Source organism: Pseudaquabacterium rugosum (assembly GCF_038066575.1).
Classification (GTDB): Bacteria; Pseudomonadota; Gammaproteobacteria; order Burkholderiales; family Burkholderiaceae_C; genus Pseudaquabacterium; species Pseudaquabacterium rugosum.
On record NZ_JBBUTF010000021.1, the window covers coordinates 1 to 23,612 of the forward strand.

A 23,612-nucleotide genomic window follows, 5' to 3' on the forward strand; every position below is an offset into this window, starting at 1 on the left:
GCAACTCCCCTTCACCGAACAGACCTTGTTGGGTCTGCTCACCCTCGTCTCCAACCGTCGTAGCGTCCATGCAATGCTCAACGGTTCAGGGGCGCATTTCGTTCACACGTTCTGAGCCGGCCATGTCCGAAGGTGTCCCCGTGAGTGAGCGACTTGCTGCGGTCCGTGGGCCGCTCCGTCATCGGACGGCGCGGGCCGCAGCCCTTTTGCTCACCCGGGCGCTGTGGCACCTGACGCTGATCCTGATGCTGTCGCTGGCCGTGCCGGTGTCGGCCGTGCGGGCGGCGGCCGCCGACCACCTGGCCTACGAGGCCGCGCTGCCGGCCGATCTGGCCACGGCGCCGGATCTGTGTGCCCGGGTCGACTGCAAGGCCGTGTTTCCGGGCGCGCACAGCTTCTCGCCCCGCCAGGGCCAGCCGCCCTATGTCGAGGCCCGAGGGGCACCGGATGCCCAGGGCCGGGCCCCCGTGCTGGGCTGGGTGATGCTGTCGACCGACATCACCGACACGCCCGCCTATTCCGGCAAGCCGGTGGTCACGCTGATCGGCATGGACCGCCAGGGCCGCTACGTCGGCGTGAAGGTGCTCAAGCACTCCGAGCCCATCCTGCTGCTCGGCATCCCCGAATCGGCGCTGGTGAAGTTCAACGACCAGTACCTGGGCAAGTCGGTCAAGGACCGGATCGAGGTCGGCCCGTCGCGGCCCGACGAGAACGTGCTGGGGCTGGACGCCATCTCGGGCGCCACCGTCACCGTGGTGGCGCAGAACCAGGTGATGCAGCTGTCGGGCAGCGCCGTGGCGCGCCAGGTGGGCCTGATCGAGCCCACGCGGCGCGAAGCCGCACGCTGGCACGCCAGCGGCCGGCGCTACGGCTGGGCCGACCTGGTGGAGATGGGCGCCGTGCAGCGACTGCGGGTCCAGCCCGAACAGGTGGGCCTGCCCGCGACCGGCGAGCCCTTCATCGAGCTGTGGTTCGGCGACCTGAACCACCCCGACATCGGCCGCAGCCTGCTGGGCGAGCGCGGCTACGACAACCTGCACTCGCGCCTGAAGACCGGCGAGAGCGCGCTGTTCATCGTGCGCAGCGCGGGGGCCGAATCGTTCAAGGGCTCGGGCTATGTGCGCGGCGGCCTCTATGACCGCGTGCAGGTGCGGCAGGGCGCCGACGCGTTCACCTTCCGCGACCTCGACTACCTGAACCTCTACGGGCTGGAGGCCCCCGGCGCGCCGGCCACCACCGAATCGGCGATCTTCGTCATCCGCTCGGCCGGCTTCTCGGCCGCCTGGCCCTGGACGCTCGCCTTCCTCGGCAACCGGGTGGACCGTGCCACCGGCCAGCGCAGCTTCGCGGTGTTCGAGAGCAAGTACTGGCTGCCCGCGGCCTTGCTGGACGGAGGCCGTCCCGCCGTCCACGAGCCCGATGCGCCCTGGGTGCGCATCTGGAAGACGCAGGCGGCGGGCATCGCCGCCTTCGTGGCGCTGCTGGTGGCGGTGGGCGTGGTCTACGCGCTGCGCGAGCGGCTGACCCGCCGGTCCACACACCGGAACAAGTGGCCGGTCAACGCCTTCAAGTACAGCGCCTGGGCGCTGTCCATCGGCTTCGTGGGCTTCGGCGTGATGGCCCAGCCGTCGGTGACGCAGGTGCTGACCTGGTTCCACAGCCTGCTGTTCCAGTGGACCTGGTCGCTGTTCCTGACCGACCCCTACGTGTTCGTGTTCTGGATCTTCATCATCGTCACGGTGTTCCTGTTCGGCCGTGGCCTGTTCTGCGGCTGGCTGTGCCCGTTCGGCTCGCTGTCCGAGGCGATCTTCAAGCTGGCGGGAAAGCTCGGCCTCAAGCGCTGGCAGAAGCCGGTGCCGCAGGCCCTGCACGACCGGCTGAAGTGGCTGAAGTACGCGATCTTCCTCGGCCTGCTGGCGGTGTCGATGGTGGACATGGGCCGCGCCGAGATGCTGGCCGAGATCGAGCCGTTCAAGACCACCTTCCTGGTCGGCATCGCCAACCGGCCCTGGCCCTACGGCCTGTTCGTGGCCGTGCTGCTGGGGCTGTCGATCGTCATCGAGCGGCCCTACTGCAAGTACCTCTGCCCGCTGGGTGCCTCGCTGGCCATGCCCAGCACCTTCCGCTGGTTCGGCCTGAAGCGCAAGCAGGACTGCAACAGCTGCAAGGCCTGCGCGGTCGGCTGCGGCGCCCAGGCGATCGACGCGGCCGGCCGCATCGACCACCGCGAATGCCTGCACTGCCTGGACTGCATGGTGCTGTACACCGACGCCAAGGCCTGCCCGCCGCTGGCGCGCGAGCGCAAGCGCCGCGAGCGCGACGGCCTGCTGATCACGCCGATCGGACGCGACGGCTACTTCATCCCGATCGATGCGGTGCCCGCCATCGGCCCGCGCGCCGCCCAGGGCCCCGATCCGCGCCTGCCCACCGATGCGGTGCAGCCCTATCCCGGTGCCGACGGCACCGCGGCCCGCCTGGGGCCACGCCTGATGCTGGAACTGAAGGACCACCTCTGGCCCTGGAGCCGCGCCGGCTGGCGCAGCCAGCGCGCGCTGCAGATCGCCGGGCTGTCGCTGGCGGCGGCGGCCACGCTGGCCTGGGCTCTGGCCGCGCAGGGGCGGCTGTCGGCGGTGGCCCTGATCGCCGGCTGGGTGGGCTGGAGCCTGTACGAGGTGCTGATCCGCATGCACGGCCGCCGCTACGTCAAGGACGGCCCCTGGTGGCAGGCCCGCTACCGCGTGGCCGGCTGGATGGACATGCTGAGCTACGTCGGCTTCAAGAACCTGCTGATCGGCGCCACGCTGTTCCTGGCGCTCAAGGGGGCGGGATGGCTGGCGGCATGACCCGTGCCGGCCAGGGCCGCGCCGCGCGCTGGCTGGCCGCGACACTGCTGGGCTGCGCACTCGGCCTGCCGGCGGCCGCCGCCACCTGGCGGGTGCAGGCCGGCCAGGCCATCCAGCCGGTGATCGACGCCGCGGCCGCGGGCGACGTGGTCGAGATCGCGCGCGGCCGCTACGACGGCGCGCTGCGCATCACCCGGCCGCTGACGCTGCGCGGCATCGACCGGCCGACGATCCGCGGCGGCCAGCAGGCGGACACCGTGCGCGTGGCCTCGCCTGACGTCACGATCGAGGGGCTGATCGTGCGCGACTCCGGCCACGACCTGCAGCGCCAGCACGCCGGCATCTACATCCAGCCCGGCAGCCACCGCGCCGTGGTGCGCGACTGCGACCTGACCTACAACCTGTTCGGCCTGTGGATCGAGAAGGCGCAGGACGTGCGCATCGAGCGCAACCGCATCACCGGCTTGCGCGATGTCAACTCCCCGCAGCGTGGCAACGGCATCCAGCTCTACGACACGCGCGGCGCGCGCATCATCGGCAACGACATCAGCTTCGTGCGCGACGCGCTCTACGTCGATGTCTCCCACGACGCCGTCTTCCGCGGCAACCGCCTGCACCACAGCCGCTACGGCACCCACTACATGAACTCCTACCGCAACCTGTGGGAGGACAACGACAGCTACCTGAACCGCGGCGGCCTGGCGCTGATGGAGGTGCGCGACAACATCGTGCGCCGCAACCGCACCTGGGGCAATTCCGACCACGGCATCATGCTGCGCACCGTGCAGGACACGGTGGTCGAGGACAACGTGGTGGCCGGCAACGCCCGCGGCTTCTTCATCTACGACGTCGAGTACGCCACCCTGCAGCGCAATCTGGTGGTGGACAACGGCATCGGCGTCCACCTGGCCGCCGGTTCGACCCGCAACCGCGTCGAGTCCAACGACTTCATCGCCAACCGCGAGAGCGTGCGCTACGTCGGCAGCCGCGACGAGGCCTGGGGCGCCCGCGCCGATGCCCCTCAGGCCGGCAACCACTGGTCGGCCTACCGCGGCTGGGACCGCAATGCCGACGGCCGCGGCGACATCCCCTACGAGGCCAACGACCTGATGGACCGGCTGCAGGTGCGCCATCCCGTCACCGCCCTGCTGCTGGGCAGCCCGGCGGTGCACACGCTGCGCCTGGCCGCACAGCAGTTTCCGGTGCTGCGGGCGCCCGGCGTCATCGATGCCGCCCCGCGCATGCACCCCACCCACACCGACTGGAGCACCTGGCTTGGACGCCACTTCCACTGATCCCGCGCTGCGGCTGGCGTCCGTGGTCAAGCGCTACGGCGGCCATGCCGCGCTCGACGCGGTGAGCCTGGGCGTGCCGCGCGGCCAGCTGTTCGGCCTGATCGGCCACAACGGTGCGGGCAAGAGCACGCTGTTCAAGCTGCTGCTCAACCTGATCACGCCCGACAGCGGCCAGCTGTGGATCGCCGGGCGCGAGGTGCGCGGCACCGCCGGCCCCGACACGCGCCGCCGCGTCGGCTACCTGCCCGAGAACCTGGTGCTCTACGACAACCTGGACGGCCTGGAGACGCTGCAGTTCTTCGCCCGGCTCAAGGGGGCGCCGCTGTCGCAGTGCGCGCCGCTGCTGGAGCAGGTCGGGCTGGGCGGCGTCGGCCGCAAGCCGGTGCGGGGCTATTCCAAGGGCATGCGCCAGCGGCTGGGCTTCGCGCAGGCGCTGCTGGGCACGCCCGAGCTGCTGCTGCTCGACGAGCCGACGACCGGGCTGGACCCGGCCGGCACCCGCGACTTCTACGCCCAGCTCGACCGGCTGCGGGCGGCCGGCGTCACGCTGGTCATCAGCTCGCACGTGCTGGCCGAGCTGCAGGGCCGGGTCGATGGCCTGGCCATGCTGGCCGGCGGCCGGCTGGTGGCCCAGGGCTCGGTGCAGGCGCTGCGCGAGCGATCGGACCTGCCGCTGCGCCTGGTGCTGCAGGCCAGCGCCATGCAACTGGACGCCCTGCCCGCCGCGCTGGCCCCCATGGCGGCCCCCGGCGATCTGCGCTGGCAGCGGCTGGACGCGACGCGGCTGCAGCTGCAGCTGCCGCGCGGACACAAGATGGCCGTGCTGGGCCGGCTGGCGCAGGCCCCGCTCGACGACCTGCAGCTGCACGAGCCCACGCTGGAGGACGTGTACTTCGACCTGAGGAGCGCCGCATGAGCCCGCTGCTGGCCGTGGCCCAGAAGGAATGGCGCGACCGCCTGCGCAACCGCTGGGTGCTGGGCGTGGGGCTGGTGTTCGCCGCCTTCTCGCTGGCCATCGCCTGGTTCGGCGGCGCGGGCTCGGGCCTGATCGGCCCGACCTCGCTGGAGCTGACCATCACCAGCCTGGTCAGCCTGACGATCTATCTGGTGCCCCTGATCGCCCTGCTGCTGGGCTATGACAGCGTGGTCGGCGAGCGCGAGCGCGGCTCGCTGGACCTGCTGCTGGCGCTGCCGATCACGCGCCGCGAGCTGCTGCTGGGCAAGTACCTGGGCCTGGCCGGTGCGCTGACGCTGGCCACGGCCGGCGGTCTGGCCGGTGTGGCCGGCCTGCTGGTCTGGCGCTTCGGCGCGGCGGCCGTGGCCAGCTGCGGCGGCTTCGTCGGCAGCGCGGTGCTGCTGGGCCTGGCCTTCCTGAGCCTGGCCCTCGGCATCTCCACCGTCACCACCGACCGGGCCCGCGCCTCGGGCTGGGCCATCGCCTGCTGGCTGCTGCTGGTGCTGGTGTTCGACCTGCTGCTGCTGGGCCTGCTGGTGGCCACCGGCGGCGATCTGGGCCATTGGCTGGACGGCGAACGCGCGGCCTGGCTGCTGCTGCTGAACCCGGCCGACATCTTCCGCCTGCTCAACGTGTTCTCGCTCGACGAGGTGCGCCGCAGCTACGGGCTGGCGGCCCTGGTGCCACCGGCCCTCGGCAACCCCTGGCTGATGCACGGGGCGATGCTGGCCTGGATCGCCGCCCCGCTCACCCTGGCCTGCCGCCGCTTCAATCCCTGACCGCGATGTCCATCGACCTGATCCCCCACCTCGCCCCGGCCCTGCGGCCGCACCGGCACGCCCCCCACGCCACCGAGGCCGGCGGCCCGGCGCCCGATGCCGGCCGCCGCGGCCTGATGCGCACGCTGTGCCGCTGTGCCGGCGGCTGGGCTGCGCTCGGCACGCTGGCCACCGCGGGCGGCCTGGGCACGCTCGGCGGCTGCAGCCGCGGCGACGGCCCGACCACCGCGGCCGTCGAGCCCGGCGCCACCGCCAGCTGCAGCCTGGACGGCATGCTGCTGGCCGACTACCCCGGCCCCAAGGGCCAGCTGTGGCTGGCCGGCCAGAGCGGCCCGGCCTGGTTCTGCGACACGACCGAGCTGCTGCACGCGCTGCTGCAGCCCGAGCAGATCCGCACCGTCCACGGCGCCTGGGTGCAGGACATGGCCCGCGCCGACTGGGACCGGCCGCAGGGCCACTGGATCGACGCCCGCCACGCCCACTACGTGCTGGGCAGCCGCCGCCACGGCTCGATGGGGCCGACAGCCGCCTCGTTCTCGACGTTGGAAGCCGCCCGCCAGTTCCAGGCCGCGCACGGCGGACGCACGCTGGCCTGGGCCGAGATCCGGCCGGAGATGGTCGATCTGTCGGGCGGAGCCCTGCACGACAACGCACGGATGTGAGCATGCGTCCCCTGCGTCGGCGGCTGCTGTGGACGGCACTCGGCCTGGGCGGCGGCACGGCCGCGCTGGGGGCGTCGCTGGTGTCCGTGCTGGCGCCACCGCTGCAGCGCCGGGACGGGTTGCGGGCCGATGGGCGCGAGAGCCCGGCCCCCGGCAACGCCGACGCCCCCGGCCCGGGCACCGAGATCTGCATCGTCGCCCCGCCCGAGCCCTGGGACGCGGCCAGCGGCATCGCCCGCGATGCCCCGCGGACGCCCTCGGCCCGGTCCCGCTGCCCGGTCTGCGGCATGTTCGTCGCCCGCCACCCGCGCTGGGCCGCCCAGGTGCTGCACCGCGACGGGCAGGCGCAGTTCTTCGATTCGCCGCTGCACCTGCTGCTGTTCCTGCAGGCGCCCGCCCGGTGGCGCCCGGGCTGGCAGGCCGCCGACCTGCCCGGACGCTGGCTCGCGGACCATGAGGATGGCCATTGGGTGCCACTGGCGCAGGCCCATCTGGTCGAGGGCTCCCGAACACCCGGACCGATGCGCACCCCGGATCTGCCGGCCTTTGCCGATGCCCGGCGGGCCGGCCGGCATGCTGCGCAGGAAGGCGGTCAGGTGCGGCCGGCCCGGGCCCTGCTGCAGGCCCTGCCGCCCGCGCTGCAGGCGCTCGGGCCGCACCGGCACTGACGGCGCAAGGGCCGGCTGCCGGTCCGGCTTCAGTCTCGGCCGCAGGCCCGGTTCAAGCGGGATCGCTGACCGCCTGCGCCGGATTGCCCTGCCAGCGCGCGCGCGGGCCGAGCCGCTCGCCCTTCATCACGAAGCTGTCGGGGGCGACCTGTGCGCCGTCATCCAGCCGGGTGTCGTAGTGGACGTAGGCGCTGGCGCCGACGGTCACGCCATCCCCCAGCCACAGCCGGTCGCTCTTGAACACGCCGTCCTCCAGCGAGTGGCCCTGCAGCGTGGCATGGGCGCCCAGCGTGCAGTCATCGCCCAGGCGCACCAGGGTCTTCTCGGGAATGCCGCAGCCGTCATCGAACAGGCGGCGGCCGACCGACATGCCGGACAGGCGCCAGATCCAGGCCCGCATCGGCGTGCCGGCCAGGGCCTGCACCAGAGGATGGTCGTTGGCCAGACCGAGCTTCCAGTGCCGCTCATGACGCCAGAACCGCGGATCCAGCAGCGAGACCTGCAGCGGCTGCAGCGGCCGCAGTCCGCGCGACAAGGCATCGACGCCCAGCAGCCAGGCCAGCGACAGCGGCACCGACAGCACCGCGAAGCCGGCGGCGAACCAGCCTCCATGCCGGGCCAGCAGCGGATAGCCCTCGTGCCACAGCAGGGCCAGCAGCAGGAACAGGCCGCCGTGGACCAGCACCCAGGCGCCCATCACCGCCGCGTTGGCGCGGTTCTTGGCCACCAGCGCGGCCGCCCGCCGCTGCGGATCGTGCAGACCATCGGCCTGCACCAGCGCCCGGTCGCGTGCGACGCTGCGCGGAATGACGAAGGCCGGCGAGCCCAGCAGGCCCACCCCCTCGCGCAACGCACCGGCGGTGGGCACCATCACCTTGGTCGCCAGCAGGCAGTCGTCGCCCAGGCGGTGGCCGGGCGGCACCAGCACGCCGTTGCCGAGGAAGCTGCGCGCGCCCAACGCCACCGCGTGCATCTGGAAGCCACGGGCACCGACGTCCGCGTTCACCATGATCAGGCCGTCGGACACCATGGTGCCGCTGCCATAGGTGCACAGGCGGGGCACGTCATGCTGCTGCGCGAGGCCGAAGTTCGAGCCCGTCTGCAGCAGCTGCGGCAGCCGCTGGCCGAGCGCCCGCAGGTAGTGGACGATGACCGAGCTGTCGCCCAACCACTGGTTGTACAGCGGCACGTTGCTGAGGCCGCGCACCACGCGCATCAGGCCGTACTGCCAGCCGTACATCGGATGCAGGCAGCCCTCGCGCAGGCCCGCGGCCAGCAGCCGTGGCACGCTGGCGACGAACAGCAGGCCGCCGACCAGCACCGCGCACCACAGCACGGCCACCGCCAGCAGCCAGCCCGCGCGCGACGCGCCATGGTCGTCATCGACCCAGGCCCCCAGCATCCGCACCCAGGCCGGCGCGCTGCCGGCGTCCTGCCCCCACAGCGCATGGGCCGCCAGCGGCCCCAGCATGAAGGGCAGCACCAGGCCCAGGCTCCAGACCAGGCTGAACACGCTGCGCCGCAGCCGGCCCGGCGCGGCCAGACCGGCCTGACGCTCGGCCACACGCAGTGGCGCATGCTCCGCATCCGTCGCCGACCGGGCGGGCGAGCCATGGGCCTGCCGGCCGTCGGCGATCGACTGGCCGGCCTGCAGGCTGCTGGCATGGGCCAGCACCGCCTGCGCGCCGATCCGGGTGTGGATGTCGACCCAGGCCGTGTCGCCGACCACCGCGCCGGCACCGATGTGCACCGGCCCGATCGAGACCTGGCCCGCATCGACCCGGTAGCCGGCCAGCCGCGCGTGCGGTGACAGCACCGCATCGGCGCCGATGTCCAGGCCGTCGAAGGTGGCGGGCAGCTCCTGCAGACCGATCCAGGCCTGGCCATGCACCCGCGCGCCGAGCATCCTCAGATAGACCGGCATCAGCGGTGTGCCGGACAGCAGGGCCGCGGGGCTGCGCCGCACGGCCTCGCGCACCGCCCAGAAGCGCAGGTAGCGTCCGCTCCAGACCGGAAAGCTGCCGCTGCGCTGGCGGCCGACCAGCGCCCACTTCAGCGCCACCGGCGCCAGGAGTGCCAGCAGCAGCCAGGCCGCGGTGAAGCCGGCGGCACGGCCGAAGGCCCGTGGCCAGTCCGGCGCATCGATCACCCAGTGCCAGCCCTGCCAGTGGACGGCCGCATGCAGCCCGATCCAGGCGGCAGCCAGGGCGGCCTGGGCCAGCCCGCAGGCGAAGACCGCGGCGTCGCGCGCGCGATGGGCGGGCGGCGCCCGCCAGTCGGGCGGGCTGACGGCAGCATCGACCTCGGCCTGCGCCGCGGCCGCGGCGGCCGTCGCGGGCAGGCGCAGCTGCTCGGCCAGCGCCCGCACGCTGGGATGACCGTAGAGCGTGCGCAAGGCCAGATCGGGCCGCTGCAGCCGATCGCGCAGGCGGGCCGCCAGGTGGGCCAGCAGCAGCGAATTGACGCCCAGCTCATCGAACCAGTGGTCGGTGACCGACACCGAGACCGCCGCCACGCCCAGCACGGCGGCCAGCTCCTCGACCAGCGCCTGCTCCAGCGCATCGGCCGGCGCCACCACCGGCCGGTCACCCGGCACGCCGGCCGCACGGGCCGAGACCGGCGGCGGCAGGGCCTTGCGGTCGGCCTTGTCGCTGGCCAGCATCGGCATCTCGGGCAGCACCTCGACCCAGGCCGGCACCATGTAGGACGGCAGTCGCGCGGCCAGATGGGCCCGCACTTCGGCAGGCAGGTCGGCCAGCGTGGCCGCGTCACAGCCGGGGCGGGCGGTGACGTAGGCCACCAGCTCGGTCACGCCCGGCGTCGGCTGCCAGGGGTTGACCACGCCCTGGCGCACGGCCGGCACCTGCAGCAGCAGGGACTCGATCTCGGCCAGCTCGATGCGGTAGCCGCGGATCTTGACCTGCGTGTCGATGCGGCCGAGATACTCGACCTCGCCCTCGGCGTTGACACGCCCCAGATCCCCGGTGCGGTAGAGGCGGCCCGAGGCGTTGTGCGGCACGCCGACGGTGTCGGCGACGAAGGCCTTGCGGGTCTGGTCCTCGCGGTTCAGGTAGCCGCGCGCGATGCCGATGCCGGCGATCGCGATCTCGCCGACCTCGCCCGTGGGCAGCGGCCGCACCGGCTCACCCGGCTGCGCGGCCGGCTCCAGCACCAGGATGGCGTAGGTGGGCAGCGGACGGCCGATGGTCACCGGCCGGTCGGGCCGCGGCTGGCCGAGCGTGGCGGTGACGGTGGCCTCGGTCGGCCCGTAGGCATTGAGCAGGCGGCGCTGCGGATGGTGCCAGCGCGCGACCAGATCGCGCGGGCAGGCCTCGCCCGAGACCATCACCCAGCGCAGCTGCGGCAGGGCCTCGGGCAGCGTGGCCAGCAGCGTGGGCACGCAGCACAGCGCGGTGGCCGCGTGGCGCTGCAGGAAATCGGCCAGATCGGCCCCCAGCAGGCTGCCGCCGGCGCCGCTGGGCAGCAGCGTGGCGCCGACGACCAGCGGCACCCAGATCTCCTCGACCGCGAAGTCGAAGGCCAGGGTCAGGCCCTGGTAGACGCGGTCATCGTCCTGATAACCGTAGACCTCGGCGGCTACGCGGATGAAGTTGACGATCTGCGACTGGTCGATCGGCACGCCCTTGGGCCGGCCGGTCGAGCCCGAGGTGTAGATGATGTAGGCCAGCGCATCGGCGGCCGCGTCCTGCGGAGCGAAGGCCGGACGAGACACCGACCGAGCGGCGATGGCCTCGGCCATCGGCTCGACGAACAGCAGCCGGGCCGGCGGCGTGGCGGCGGCCTGCGAATCGTCGGGCGGATGGGTGACGGCCGCGCACAGCAGGGCCTCGTGGGCCTGCGCGGCCAGCACCCAGCCCACGGCGGCATCGCGCAGGATGAAGGCGATGCGGTCGGCCGGGAAGCTGCCGTCCAGCGGCACGTAGGCGGCCTGCGCCTTGCCGACGGCCAGGAGTGCCGCGTACGACCACGGCGTCTTGTCGAACAGCAGCGCGATGCGGTCACCCGCCCGCACGCCACGCGCGATCAGCTCGTGCGCCAGACGGTTGGCCTGCGCATCCAGTTCGGCATAGGTCCAGCGCAGCGTGCCGGCATCGACGGCCAGGTGCGAGGCGCGCCCGGCGGCGCACAGCGCATCACAGCGGGCCTCGAACAGCTGGTGCATGCGCTCGCCAGGGCGCACGCGCGGCGCGTGGTCGATGTCCTCGCGCATCAGGATGGGGGCGGTGCCCACCGCCAGGTCGGGCTGCGCCAGCGCACGCCCCTGCCGCGACGCCCGCAGCGCCGTGTCTTCCCAGGCCATGCTCAGGCGGCCTGTGCCAGATCGGCGTGGGCAGCGGCGACGGCCGTGGCCGCGGGCTGCGAAGCCGCCGGGCGCCCGGCCACCGGTTGCGCGGCGCGCACCGGCAAGGGCACGCCGAGCGTCTCGGCCACCGCGCGCTGCAGGATGGACAGGCCCTCGGCCAGCAGGGCCGCGGAGATGTTCAGCGGCGTCAGCACCTTGATCACCTCGTCCTCGGGGCCGGCGGCCTCGATGACCAGGCCGCGCTCGAAGGCGCGGCGCAGGATACGGTCGGCCAGCGCGCCGCTGCCCACGTGCAGGCCCTGCATCAGGCCGCGGCCCTTGAGGTAGGCCCCGGGCACCATGGCCGCCATCGCCTGCAGCTCGCGCGTGACCAGGCTCGCGCGCTGGGCCACCCCCTGGCTGAAGCTGTCGTCCTGCCAGTACTTCTCGATGGCCACCGCCGCGGTGACGAAGGCGTGGTTGTTGCCGCGGAAGGTGCCGTTGTGCTCGGCCGGACGCCACTGGTCGCGGTCGGGCCGCACCAGCAGCAGGGCCATCGGCAGCCCGTAGCCCGAGATCGACTTCGACAGCGCGATCAGGTCGGGCACCACGCCCAGCGGCTCGAAGCTGAAGAAGCTGCCGGTGCGGCCGCAGCCGGCCTGCACCTCGTCGACGATCAGCAGCGCGCCGTGGCGCTGCGCGATCTGCGCGATGCGCTGCATCCAGCCGCGGCTGGCCTGGTTCAGGCCGCCCTCGCCCTGCACCGGCTCCAGCAGGATGGCCGCCGGCTTGTCGATGCCGCTGGACGGATCGTCGAGCAGCTGGGCCAGCATGTCGGCCGTGTCGACACCCGGACCGAAATAACCTTCGAACGGATGGCGCGTGACGCCCGGCAGCAGCGCGCCCTGGCCCATGCGGTTGTAGCCGTTGCCGGTGGCCGCCAGCGCGCCCATCGACACGCCGTGGTAGCCGTTGGTGAAGGCGATGACGTTGTGGCGGCCGGTGACCTTGCGCGCGAGCTTGAGCGCCGCCTCGATCGCGTTGGTGCCGGTCGGGCCGGTGAACATCACGCGATGGTTGAGGCCCCGCGGGGCCAGCACATGGCGCGCGAACAGCTCCAGAAAGCGCTTCTTGGGGCCGGTGTGCAGATCCATGCCCACGGCCAGGCCCTGCTGCTGGATGTGCGCGATCAGGGCCGCGCTCATGTCGGCGTCGTTGTGGCCGTAGTTCAGCGAGCCGCAACCGGCCAGGAAGTCGATCCAGCGCCGACCGTCCGCGTCGAACAGCTCGCTGCCGACGGCGCGGGTGAACAGCGTGTCGAAGCGGCGGCAGTAGCCACGGGCCTCGGATTCACGCTCCTGGAAGATCGACAGATCGCTTCGGTACTGCTGCATGGCCTCTCCTGCTCGCCGCTTGCCCTGCGGCCTGGACGCGCATGCTGCCATGTTGCCGCTTTGTTTCCGGGCCCGCTCACGCTTGGCTACACCCGTTTCCGGTCGGCCGCAGGTCGTATCCAGCCGGCGGAACCGACGGCCATCCAGGCTCATCCGGTGAGCCCGCCGGATCTCAGTCGGTGGCCAGTCCGCCGAGCATCAGCGTCAGGCGCAAGCGGGCGAGCTGCAGGGCCGCCAGATGGGCATGGCGCTGCTCGGCGACATCCTGCAGCTCGTCGTGGGCATCGAGCACATCGACCAGATCGTCGTCGCCGTCCAGCCAGGCCTGCTGGCGCGCCTCCAGCAGGGCGGCCGCACCGGTCTGCAGGCGATCGAGCAGCGGCAAGGCCCGCGCATGCTCGCGCATCGCACGCCAGGCCGACCAGACCTCGCCGGCCATCTGCTGGCGCGCCTGATCGACCCCCGCCCGGGCGGCCTCGGACCGGGCGCGGGCCCGGTCACGCCCGGCCGCGGCCTCACCGCCGCTCCACAGCGGCACGGCCAGCTGCAGGCCGATCTGGCGCTCACGGCTGCGCACGGCGCTGACGTCACGGCCCTCGCGCCAGCCGCCCTGCAGGCTCAGCCGCGGCCGCTGCGCACGCTGCGCGAGCCGCTGTTCGGCCTGGGCCCCCGCCCACTCGGCCTCGGCCGAGGCCAGCAGCGGATGGTGATCGGCGGCCTGGCGCAGCAACTGCTCATAGCTGGCCTGACGCCCATCCTCAGCCTCCCCCACGGCCCACCAGGCCAGGGGCAGCGGGGCCCTCAGATCCAGGCCCAGGCGCTGCGCCAGCGCCGCGCGGGCCTCGTCGACGCCGGCCTCGGCCAGCTGCACCAGGTGCTGCTGGCGGTCCAGCCGCACACGCAGCTCCAGCGCCTCGACGCCGGTCGGCGCGTCGGGTCCGCCGGGCTCGTGCGTGCGGGCCAGCAGCGTCCGGCCCAAGGCCAGGGCCGAGGCGGACCAGGCCTGCTGCAGCCGGGCCTGCTGCAGCGCGATGGCCGCCTCGGCCGCCTCCTGCACCAGCGCCTGCAGCTGGGCATCGTGCAGGAACTGCGCGGCACGCGCGGCCTGCTCGGCGATGTCCTCGCGCGCCTGCTGCTGACCGAAGTCCGTCAGCAGCCAGCTCAGGCTGAGCTGCCGGTCCAGCACCCGACCGGCCGTGGTCTCGGCCGGTTCATCGGGCAGCCGCTGGCGCCACAGGGTGCGCGAGCCCGACCAGCCCGCTTCCAGTCGCGGCCGTGCGGCCGAGCGCTCGATCGCCCACTGCGCCTGCTCGGCCTGCCAGCGCGCCAGCGTCTGGCGGCCGCGCGGATCCTGGCACAGGGCCAGGCGCAGCACGGCATCCAGCCCCAGCGCCACCGCCGGCCCGCGCGCCGTCGACAGGGACTCGCCCGCCACGCCGAAGGCACACCCTGCGCCGGCCCGCGCCGCCAGGCCGGCCCGGATCGCCGCCTCGGCATCCTCGGCCGGATCCCGCCCCTCGGCGAGCGGCGGTGGCAGATAGGGCAGATCGCGCCGCGTCGGCTGCCAGCGCGGCAGGGCGGCCACCGGCACGGCACTCGCCGCGGACGCCGGCCGCGGCGCGGCCCGCATCACGCCACGGGCACCCCGCGCCGCCAGGCTCACGGCCGGCCCCGCGCGCGAGGCCTGCGCCCCCCGCGCCGACGCGGCCTCGCCGCCGCCCGGCCAGGCGCACAGCACGGTGGCAAGCACGGCCGACATCAGGCCGGGCCACACGCTGACACCGGCACCGGCACCGGCACCGGCACCGGCATCCGCACCCACACCAACGCCCGCACCAGCGCACGCACGCGCCTCCACGCCCGCGCCCCCACACGGCCGCGCCGGCCCTGCCCGCGCCCGATCCACCCGCCTCCGGCCCCTCATCGATCCTGCCCCCACACCACCGCCGCGCCCGCACCGGTCCTGACGGCCGGTGCCCCGTCCCTCCGGACCGCGCGCACTGTAGCGGCCGATGGCGGGGGCGCGACAGGATCACGGCGGCGGACAGCGTCCGCATGCGTGACCGGGTGTGACCGGGGTCACTGTGGCGGGCGCGGCGCGGCAGGCGCGGCGCGCGAGGCCCGGCGACGGCGGCCGACACCGTGGCCACCGCTGCCCGCTGCCCGCTGCCCGCCGCCCACTGACGGTCGACCACCGACCACCGACCGCCAGCGCCGCTCAGGGCTCGGCCGGTGAGCCAGCCGCCAGGGCCCGCGACGGGGCCGCGGCGATCGCCGCGGGGGGCATTGCGGGAGGCGTTGCGGGTGACGTTGCGGCCGGCCTCAGCACCGGCTCGGTCCGCCAGGACCAGACGCTGTCGGCCGGCCCGGTGCGGGCCCGTCGGGCCGCCGCATGGGCCAGGCCGGCCAGCACCAGGGCACCGACCCAGGCGGTGAGCTCGACGCCGCCCCAGACCTCCCCGCCCTCGGCCGGCGATCGCCCGCCCCAGAGCGCAGGGGCGGCCCACGAGCCGAGCGGGATCGCCGCGGTCAGCGCCGCCGCCGCCCACAGCAGCTCGACGGCGGCACGGGCCGCCCCGCGCCAGAAGGCCCAGGCCAGCGCACCGAAGAAGGCGCCGTAGTACAGCGCGTGGTGCCAGGCCAGCGGATCGGCCACCCGGCCGTGCAGCCCGCGCGTGGCCGCCAGCATCAGCGAGATGCCGCAGACGCAGCCCAGGCAGACGCCGACGGTGGCCGCAGCCATCAGGCGCACGTCGCGACGCTGGCCCACCGCGGTGCCCTGGCCGCGCGGCGCACGCTTGCGGCGCGACTCCACCCACAGCAGGTTGCCGCTGTAGAACAGCCAGGCCCCGGCCAGCGCCAGCACGAAGTACAGCCAGGCCACCTCGCTGCCGCCGAAGGCCGCCATGTGCAGCGCGAAGAAGCTGGCGATCCACTGGTTGGCCGGGCTCTGCCGGCCGGGCAGGAAATCCGTGCTCAGCACGCGGCCGCTGTAGGGGTCGAGTGCCAGGAAGCCCCCGCGCGCCCGTGGCGAGACCGCCGCCGGATCGCGGCCCCAGACCCGCACGGCCGCGCGCGGCGTCGTCACCGCCAGGTACTGCAGGGCCTCGGGCGCCAGGCCCGGCGCCTGCTGGCGGGCCAGCGCCAGCAGCCGCGCCGGCGGCAGCAGCGCGGCCGGATCGCGCGGCGCGGTGGCCCGGGCCGGCGCACCGCCACGGGCGAAGGCCGAGGCCCAGCGGCCCTGGTGGATCAGATCGTCCTGCAGGCCGTAGATCGGGTCGTGGAAGGCGAAGACCACGGCCGTCAGCGCCATCACGAGGTGGAAGGGCAGGCTGAACAGGCCGACCACGTTGTGCGCATCCAGCCACATGCGCTTGAGGTTGGGCCCCACGCGCAGCGCGAACAGGTCCTTGACCAGCGTGGGCAGCAGCACCACCACGCCCGAGAACAGCGCCAGCGCGTAGAGCGCGCTGACCACGCCCATGATCCAGCGGTGGGGATCGCTGTCGGTGGGCAGGCCCAGCACGCGGTGCAGCGTGTCGATGACATCGGCCAATGGCGAGACCTGCGAGGGCGGCAAGGCCTGCACCTGCACGGCGCCCGTGGCATCGAGGGTGGCGGTGCGGTGGCGCACGGCGGCGCTGTCGTGCTCGTCGGCGGCCTCGTCGTGCACCTGCCAGCCGAGCCAGGCCTGCGCGGCGCGGGCGCCGGTCAACGCGTCGTCGTGCAGCCAGACGGTGAAGTCACGCCGGGCCTCGGGCGCGGCGGCCAGGGTGCGCACGATCAGCGGCTGCACCGCCTCCAGCGGCAGCGTCGGCTGCACCACCGCGCTGGAGGCCCAGCGCTGCAGCGGCTGCTTGAACACCGTCAGCGCACCGGCATAGAAGGCGATGAACAGCGCCATGCCGCAGACGATGCCGGTCCAGGTGTGGACCGTCTTGTAGATGCGCAGATGCTCGGACTTCATGCTCGGGCTCCGTCAGACGATCAACGGCCGCAGCAGCAGGCCGGCGCCCAGCACCAGCACGCTGGCCGCGCCCAGCCAGGCCCAGGCCCGGCGGCCGCTGGAGAAGAAATAGACGCCGCCCCAGACCAGCAGCCAGACCGGCGCCACCGACCACATGGCCAGCTGGCCGCGCACCGACAGCGGCAGCGCGCGCAAGGCCACGGCCAGCAGCAGGCTGACGCCGAAACCGAGGAGCAGACCCAGCAGGGCGCCGGCCAGCGTCTTCGACACCCAGTCGCGGCGCGGCGGTGTGGCACCGGCGCGGCCCGTGTGGCGCGCGCTCATCGCACCCCCGGCCGCACGCGCCACAGCGCCCCCAGGTGGGGCAGCAGCACCGCGGCGGCCATCAGCGCGCTCAGCATGACGAAGGCCACGGTCAGGCCCTGCAGCACACGGCCCAGGCAGGCCGCAGCCGCCCACAGCAGCAGCAGGGCCAGCGCCTGCAGCCCGCGCGGCCGATGCCACGGGCCACCGGCCAGCGGCCCGTGCGCCGAGGCCAGCCAGACGGCAGCGACGGCGGCCGCCCCCGCCGCCAGGCCCGACATCATCCACAGCGTCATGGTGCGTCCTTGGCGCCCTCGGGCGCGGTGAAGCTGGAAAGGGCGGCGCGACGCGATGGCGGGCCCACCCGACGCGCCCGAGGCGGCGCGCACGCGCGGCCGCCGCTGCCGCCGCTGCCGCTGCTACCGCCACGGGCCCGTGCCCGCCACTGCACGGCCATCTCAGGCCTCGGCCAGCAGCCGCCGGAAGCCGCGGCTGAGCGCCGGCAGCCAGGCCGGGCCGTGGTCCTCGTCGGCCAGTTCATGGAAGCTCACGCGGTCGGCCCAGCCGGGCTCGGCGCGCAGGCGGCGCACCAGCTCGCGGGCCGGCGCCACCATCTTGCGCTGATCCAGCAGGGCCCTCAGTTCGGGCGTCAGCGGTCCGGTCGGCGGCGCATCCTCGAGCGCACCCACGCTGATCTGCAGGCGACTGCGGTCTGCGGCGGCCGGCGCTGCAGGCAAGGGCTGGCGCAGCAGGCGGTAGCCATCCCACCACAGCGACGGGCTGGAGGCCAGCCAGGTGCTGAAGGCCTGCGGGCGCGTGGCCAGCGCATGCAGCACCAGCAGCCCGCCCAGCGAATGGCCGAACAGCGCCTGACGCCCGACATCGACGGCCTGCTCACGCGCCACCAGCGGCTGGACCTGGCGCTCGATGAAATCGAGGAAGCGGTCGGCCTCACCCCCCTCCCGCGCGCCGCCCGGCAGCGCGCCGGGGCTCGGCGTGTAGTCGCGCAGACGGGCCTGGACGTCGAAGTCGGCCTCGCCCGGATAGCCGATGCCCACCACCTGCACCGGCGGCTGGCCGGTGCGCTCGCGCCGGCTGGCGAAGCCGCGGGCCAGGAAGGCGGCCACCGGGAAGGCCGCGTTGCCGTCCAGCACGTAGAGCACCGGATGGCCGCCCGGCGGCGGCGGCCCCTCGGGCTGCGACAGGAACAGGCGATAGGGCCGGCCGGTGGCCGCATCGTGCAGGTCGATCTGCCGGGCGGCGGGCAGGCGCACCGGCGACCAGCGCGCGGCGGTCGTTGGCGCAGCAGCAACAGGAGCCGCAACAGCGCCGACCGCAGCGGGCGCCACCGGCGCGGCCGCCGTCACACCGCCGACGCCGGCCAGCGACAGACCGACGCCCAGGCCCAGCGCCGCCCGGCGCCGCGGGGCATGCATCGACGCGTCGGGGGCGCCCGGTGCGCCCGGTGCGCGAGGGTCGATGGGGTCGACAGGGACACGGGACCTGGCCATCGTCAGAAGTCCATCGTGGCCGAGGTGCGGATCACGCGGCCCTCGGCCAGCGTGGCGCGCGTCTCGGCGAAGCTGCCCGACCAGTAATGGCGGTCCAGCACGTTGTCGACGTTCAGGCGCAGCACCAGCTTGCGCGCGGCCACGCGCGTGTCGTAGGAGGCGCCCAGATCCAGCCGGCCCCAGCCCGGCAGCTGCCAGGTGTTGGCGTTGTTCAGGTAGACGCTGGAGGTGGCCACGCCCCGCGCCTGCAGTTGCAGGCCGGGCACCGGCGTGGCCCATTGCAGCGCCAGATTGCCCTGCCAGCGCGGCACGCCGAAGGCCTCCTTGCCCTGGTTGACGCCGCCCTGCGTGGCCGTCAGCGCGCTGTGCAGCCAGGACGCGCCGCCGACCACATGCAGCACCGGCGTCAGGGCGCCGCTGGACGACCATTCCAGGCCGCGCATCCGGGTCTCGGCGCCGTCGGTGTAGGTCGGGCTGCTGCTGGGGCCGGTGCTCATCATCGTCGGCACCTCGATCTGGAACACGCTGGCGGTGTGCAGCATCGGCCCGGCCTGCCACTTCAGGCCCAGCTCCTGCTGCGTGGTCTTGTAGGGCGCGAACTGGTGGCCGTGGTTGGTGGCATTGACATCGCTGACGGTGCCGCCCTGGCTCAGGCCCTGCACATGGTTGCCGTACAGGGAGATCGACTCGCCCCAGGGCTTGACCACCACGCCGAGCGCCGGCGTCAGCGCGCGCTCGTCATAGTTGAGCTGCTTGACCTGCTGCTCGCGCAGGCCCAGCGTCACGCTCAGGCGGTCCTGCAACAGGCTCATCGTGTCGACCAGCGCCAGGCTCGACAGCGTGGCCTGGCTGGTGCGCGGGATGTCGCCGGTGGGCAGCGCCGGCAGGGTGGGCGTGACCGGGGTGTAGATGTTGCTGGCCTGCATGGCGGTGACGTTGACCAGCGAGCCCGCCTCCAGGCCCAGGCGCGAGGCCTGCACCACCAGCGCATGGCGCACCGGGCCGGTCTGCAGGTTCAGGCGGGCGCCCAGCTCGGCCGTCTCGCTGTCGTCATAGGCCCGCTGGGCCACGCCACGCACCTGGGCGCTGCCGTCGGCCTGCACGCTGTGCGCATGCGTGCCGGAGATGAAGCCCTGGTGCGTGTAGCGGCGCGCGCCCACGCTGGCGAAGGCCGACAGCCCGGCGTTGAACGCGTACTCGGCACGCGCCACCGCGCCCTGGTTGCTGAAGCGGCCGGCCGCGCCCTTGAGCACGTTGACGGTCGGGTCCGGCACCGCGGGCAGGTTCGCGGTGGCGAAGCCGTACATCGCCGGCGTGCCACCGGCGAACGACTGCTGGCTGTCGTAGAGGTCGAGCGACGCCGTCAGTCCCGCCTTGCGGTAATCGAGCGCGGCCGACAGCAGCCGGCGCGTGCGGTCCTGGCCCTGCAGCGGCGTGCCGCCGTCGCTGTAGGCGGCGTTCACCCGCACGCCGAAGGCCTGGTCCTCGCCGAAGCGGCGGCCCAGGTCGAGCGCGGTGCCGAGCTGGCTGCCCGTCTCGTGGCTCAGGCGCACCCGGGCCAGCGGCGTGTCGCCGGCCCGCTTGGGCACCAGGTTGACGACGCCGCCGATGCCCCCGCTGGGCGCCATGCCGGTGAACATCGCGCTCGGCCCGCGCAGCACCTCCACCCGCTCGACGAACTCCAGCGTCGAGCTGCCCAGCGGGGCCAGGCCGTACTGGCCGTTGAAGGCGACGTCCGAGTTGTGGACGTCGAAGCCGCGCAGGCGGTAGTTCTCCTGGGTGTGACCGCCCGAGGTGGTGAAGCGCACCGACGGGTCGTTCTGCAGCACGTCGGCGACGGTGCGGGCCTGCTGGTCCTCGATCAGCTGCGCGGTGTAGCTGGTGACGGCGAACGGCGTGTCCCGCACATCCTGGTTGCCCAGCAGACCCAGACGCGCACCGGTGGCGGCCATGCCGCCGGCCTGGGCCGGCGGCAGGTCATCGGCCGCCTCGCGGCGCGCCTTGACCTTGAGCGCCTGAAGCTGGGCGGTGGCCTCCGGACGGCGCGCCGCGGCCGCGGCGGCCGAAGTGGCCGATGCCGCCGATGCCGGCACGGCCGCCGCGGCACCGTCACCGGCCGGGCTCGTCGACGGGGTCTGGGTCTGGGCCAGCGCCGCGCCGGTCGTCAGCAGCAGACCGCACAGGCCGTGGGCGGCCCGGGCCACCGGCCGGAGCACCGGTCGGCCCGCGGGGGCACGGGGCGCCAGCGGCTGTCGGACGGGAAAGGCGGAAGGACGGACGGGGCGGTTCATGGGCTGGGACGGCTGGATTGATGGAGAATGCGAATCATTCCCATATGAGCAGTCCCGCATTCTCCTCAGCCCGCCGCACCGCGACCTCTGCGCGGGCCGCCGAAACCTCTGCCGCGACACCCGATGCGCCCACCGCCACGGAACCCGCCACGGACCCCGGCTGGGTGCGCAAGGACGACATCCTGCGCACCGTCGCGCCGGTGGGCCGGGACTACCGCTTCTCGCTGTCCCCGCTGGCCGGCCAGGCCCCGGTGCTGCAAGGCGAGTTCGAGAGCCTGACGCTGCGCCCGGGCCTGGTGCTGCAGCGCACCCGCGTGCAGGACCTGCACGACATGACCACCCAGCTGACGCTGGAGCCGGGGCTGAAGATCGGCCTGCTGGTCGAGGGCGAGACCGAGATCGCCTATGGCGACCTGGCCCTGCGCCTGGGCCCCCGGCGCGACGCGGCCGGCCGGCTGCACGTGCCCGGCTCGGTGGTGGCACTGGCCGAGCCGGAGACCTTCCGCCGCCACTGGCGGCGCGGCCGCCGCGAGGCCAAGGTCAGCCTGACGCTGCGCCCCGAATGGCTGGCCGCCAGCGGCTGCGCCGAGGGCCCGGCCATGGCGGCCCTGCAGCACTTCTGCGACGAGCACCTGGCCCGCCACGCGTGGACGCCCTCGGCCCGCGCGCTCAGCCTGGCCCAGCAGATCGCGCGGCCACCGGCGCTGACCGACCCCTTCCGCCGCTGGTACCTGGAGGCCCGCGCGGTGGAGCTGGCGTCCGAGGCCCTGCAGTCGCTGGTGCAGGCGCGGCAGGCCGCGGGCGGGCGGACGGGCGCAGGGACAGGCGCCTGGATGGGCCCACCGGCGGACGGGCTGATGGACGGGCTGATGGAGGGGCCGACGGACACCTGGACGGCCACACCGTCGGCCGCGGCCCGCCCCCCCGCCGCGCTGCCCCCGCGCGAGCAGCGCCGCCTGCGTGAGCTGCTGGCCTGGATCGACAGCCGCCCGGCCGCCACGCTGACGCTGGAGGCCATCGCCCGCGAGGCGGCGATGAGCCCGACCGCCCTGCAGCGCGCCTTCCGCGCCTTCCAGGGCCGGCCGCTGTTCGACCACCTGCGCGAGCGCCGGCTGGACGCCGCCCGCCTGGCGCTGGAACGCGACGGCGTGACCGTGGGCCAGGCCGCCGAGATCGCCGGCTATGCCGGCGCCCACAACTTCGCCACCGCGTTCAAGCGGCGGTATGGGTGCACGCCGCGGGCGTGGCGGTTGAGGGGCTAGGTCACACCGCACAACGGCCGCCGCGGCGCAGGGTCCGCATCCAGTCGTTGCAGGGGCACGCCCACGGTGCAGAGACCTGACAGACCGGGGATGCCTGACGCCCGAAACCTGACAGACCGGGGATGCCTGACGCCCGAAATAGGCCGAAGTCCGGCCTTGCCCGCCGTGCTGACGGCCTTCTAGAGTGGTCTCGACCGACGACTTCCCGTCAGGTCCGCACCGCGCCGGTACTGGCTCGGGATGCGTCATCCACCCCTGAGGAGACAACACGATGCTCAACCACTTGCGCCGCAATCTGATGGTTGCGGCAGGCGCCGCGGTCTGGGTCCTGGCCATGCCATCGGTGACCCATGCCGCCGGCCGCACCGCGCATCCGCGCCCGATGATCGAGCAGAGCCAGATCGCGGTCCAGCTCTGGACCACCCGCAAGTACGGCAACGCGCGCGGCCATGTCGACTACATGCTGGGCAAGCTCAAGGAGATCGGCTACCCGGCCGTCGAACTGGCGGGCTTCTGGAGCCTCAGCGGCGCCGAGTGGAAGGAGATGCTCGACCGCCACCAGCTGAAGGTGGCCTCGGTGCACACCAACCAGTTCGAACTGGCCGCCCCGGGCGGCATGGACAAGCTGATCGAGAACATGCGCCAGCTCGGCAGCCAGCGGGTCGTCTATGCGTACACCACCGCGGAGATGGAAACCGCGAGCGCGCGGCAGACCTTGATCGCGCAACTCGCCGCCTACCACCAGAAGTTCGCGGAGGCCGGCATCGAGATGCACTATCACAACCACAACATGGAGTTCGTGAAGACCGAGGCCGGTGAGACCGCGTACGCGGAGATGCTGCGCAAGGTGCCGATGCCGGTCCAGCTGGATGTGCACTGGGCGGCACGCGCCGGTGTGAATCCCGAGGCGCTGATCGACGAGCTCGGCGCTCGGGCCAAGTCCTTGCACATGAAGGACATCGGCCTCGACAAGGCGGCCGCACCTGACCAGCCCACCGTGCGCTCCTTCCTGTTCCGGGAGATCGGCCGGGGCACGCTGGACTGGCCCGCCATCATCGGCGCCGCGCGCCGCGCCGGCACCGAGTGGTACATCGTCGAGCAGGACGCCAACTTCATCGATGACGATCCGCTGACGTCACTGAAGGCCAGCTACGAGTACCTGCAGAAGCACTTCGTGCGACGCGGGAGCGCACCGCGCCCCTGAGCACAGCCGTCGCGAGAGGCCAGCGAGCTCGGGTGGAGTGCACGCTCACATTGGCCCAAAAAACGCCGAAGTCCCATATTGTCGGGCCGAACCTCGCCTCCTAGTATTTGTCTCGCGCCGACGCTGATCGGTGCGAACGACAACAACAGATGGAGACAGGACGTGATGCGAGCCC

General features: G+C 73.6%; 16 protein-coding genes. 8 read left to right on the forward strand and 8 right to left on the reverse strand.

Going from position 1 to position 23,612, the window contains the following annotated elements; translation table 11 throughout:
- Positions 1-245 precede the first annotated feature (245 nt).
- The 6 genes from AACH11_RS19770 to AACH11_RS19795 all read left to right on the forward strand — a co-directional run bounded on the left by AACH11_RS19770 (position 246) and on the right by AACH11_RS19795 (position 7,202).
- On the forward strand, positions 246-2,843 hold the full coding sequence (locus AACH11_RS19770; protein WP_341375991.1) for a 4Fe-4S binding protein: 2,598 nt from the start codon (positions 246-248) through the stop codon (positions 2,841-2,843).
- The gene (locus AACH11_RS19775) at positions 2,840-4,138 is read left to right on the forward strand and encodes a nitrous oxide reductase family maturation protein NosD (RefSeq protein WP_341375992.1); all 1,299 of its coding nucleotides are present in this window, start codon (positions 2,840-2,842) and stop codon (positions 4,136-4,138) included. The genes AACH11_RS19770 and AACH11_RS19775 overlap by 4 nt, the downstream gene beginning before the upstream one ends.
- Complete coding sequence (locus AACH11_RS19780; protein WP_341375993.1) at positions 4,119-5,054, forward strand: ABC transporter ATP-binding protein; 936 nt, start codon at positions 4,119-4,121, stop codon at positions 5,052-5,054. The genes AACH11_RS19775 and AACH11_RS19780 overlap by 20 nt, the downstream gene beginning before the upstream one ends.
- Complete coding sequence (locus AACH11_RS19785) at positions 5,051-5,872, forward strand: ABC transporter permease (RefSeq protein ID WP_341375994.1); 822 nt, start codon at positions 5,051-5,053, stop codon at positions 5,870-5,872. Before AACH11_RS19780 ends, AACH11_RS19785 begins: the two co-directional genes overlap by 4 nt.
- 116 nt (positions 5,873-5,988) lie before the next feature.
- Positions 5,989-6,534, forward strand: a complete 546-nt coding sequence (locus AACH11_RS19790; RefSeq protein ID WP_423228778.1) for a nitrous oxide reductase accessory protein NosL — start codon at positions 5,989-5,991, stop codon at positions 6,532-6,534.
- Between the two features lie 2 nt (positions 6,535-6,536).
- The gene (locus AACH11_RS19795; protein ID WP_341375996.1) at positions 6,537-7,202 is read left to right on the forward strand and encodes a nitrous oxide reductase accessory protein NosL; all 666 of its coding nucleotides are present in this window, start codon (positions 6,537-6,539) and stop codon (positions 7,200-7,202) included.
- Between the two features lie 52 nt (positions 7,203-7,254).
- Here the strand turns inward: AACH11_RS19795 and AACH11_RS19800 are convergent, their stop codons facing one another.
- The 8 genes from AACH11_RS19800 to AACH11_RS19835 form a co-directional block, all read right to left on the reverse strand.
- On the reverse strand, positions 7,255-11,523 hold the full coding sequence (locus tag AACH11_RS19800) for a Pls/PosA family non-ribosomal peptide synthetase (RefSeq protein WP_341375997.1): 4,269 nt from the start codon (positions 11,521-11,523) through the stop codon (positions 7,255-7,257).
- Between the two features lie 2 nt (positions 11,524-11,525).
- Entirely contained in the window at positions 11,526-12,899 is a 1,374-nt protein-coding gene (gene ectB, locus AACH11_RS19805) for a diaminobutyrate--2-oxoglutarate transaminase (protein WP_341375998.1), read from the reverse strand.
- A 172-nt stretch (positions 12,900-13,071) separates the two neighbouring features.
- Complete coding sequence (locus AACH11_RS19810; RefSeq protein WP_341375999.1) at positions 13,072-14,658, reverse strand: TolC family protein; 1,587 nt, start codon at positions 14,656-14,658, stop codon at positions 13,072-13,074.
- A 459-nt stretch (positions 14,659-15,117) separates the two neighbouring features.
- A complete protein-coding gene (locus tag AACH11_RS19815; protein ID WP_341376000.1) occupies positions 15,118-16,866 on the reverse strand; it encodes a PepSY-associated TM helix domain-containing protein in 1,749 nt (582 codons plus the stop codon).
- A gap of 12 nt (positions 16,867-16,878) precedes the next feature.
- On the reverse strand, positions 16,879-17,190 hold the full coding sequence (locus AACH11_RS19820) for a hypothetical protein (RefSeq protein WP_341376001.1): 312 nt from the start codon (positions 17,188-17,190) through the stop codon (positions 16,879-16,881).
- Positions 17,187-17,465: a hypothetical protein gene (locus AACH11_RS19825; protein ID WP_341376002.1), complete on the reverse strand. Its 279-nt coding sequence runs from the start codon at positions 17,463-17,465 to the stop codon at positions 17,187-17,189. The genes AACH11_RS19820 and AACH11_RS19825 overlap by 4 nt, the downstream gene beginning before the upstream one ends.
- A gap of 162 nt (positions 17,466-17,627) precedes the next feature.
- Complete coding sequence (locus AACH11_RS19830) at positions 17,628-18,680, reverse strand: alpha/beta hydrolase (RefSeq protein WP_341376003.1); 1,053 nt, start codon at positions 18,678-18,680, stop codon at positions 17,628-17,630.
- A gap of 2 nt (positions 18,681-18,682) precedes the next feature.
- Positions 18,683-20,971, reverse strand: a complete 2,289-nt coding sequence (locus AACH11_RS19835; RefSeq protein ID WP_341376004.1) for a TonB-dependent receptor — start codon at positions 20,969-20,971, stop codon at positions 18,683-18,685.
- 164 nt (positions 20,972-21,135) lie between these two features.
- On the opposite strand from AACH11_RS19835, the gene AACH11_RS19840 reads away from it, so the two are divergent.
- Both AACH11_RS19840 and AACH11_RS19845 read left to right on the forward strand, forming a co-directional pair.
- On the forward strand, positions 21,136-22,233 hold the full coding sequence (locus AACH11_RS19840) for a helix-turn-helix transcriptional regulator (protein WP_341376005.1): 1,098 nt from the start codon (positions 21,136-21,138) through the stop codon (positions 22,231-22,233).
- Positions 22,234-22,504: 271 nt separating this feature from the next.
- On the forward strand, positions 22,505-23,437 hold the full coding sequence (locus AACH11_RS19845; protein ID WP_341376006.1) for a sugar phosphate isomerase/epimerase family protein: 933 nt from the start codon (positions 22,505-22,507) through the stop codon (positions 23,435-23,437).
- Positions 23,438-23,612: the final 175 nt, after the last annotated feature.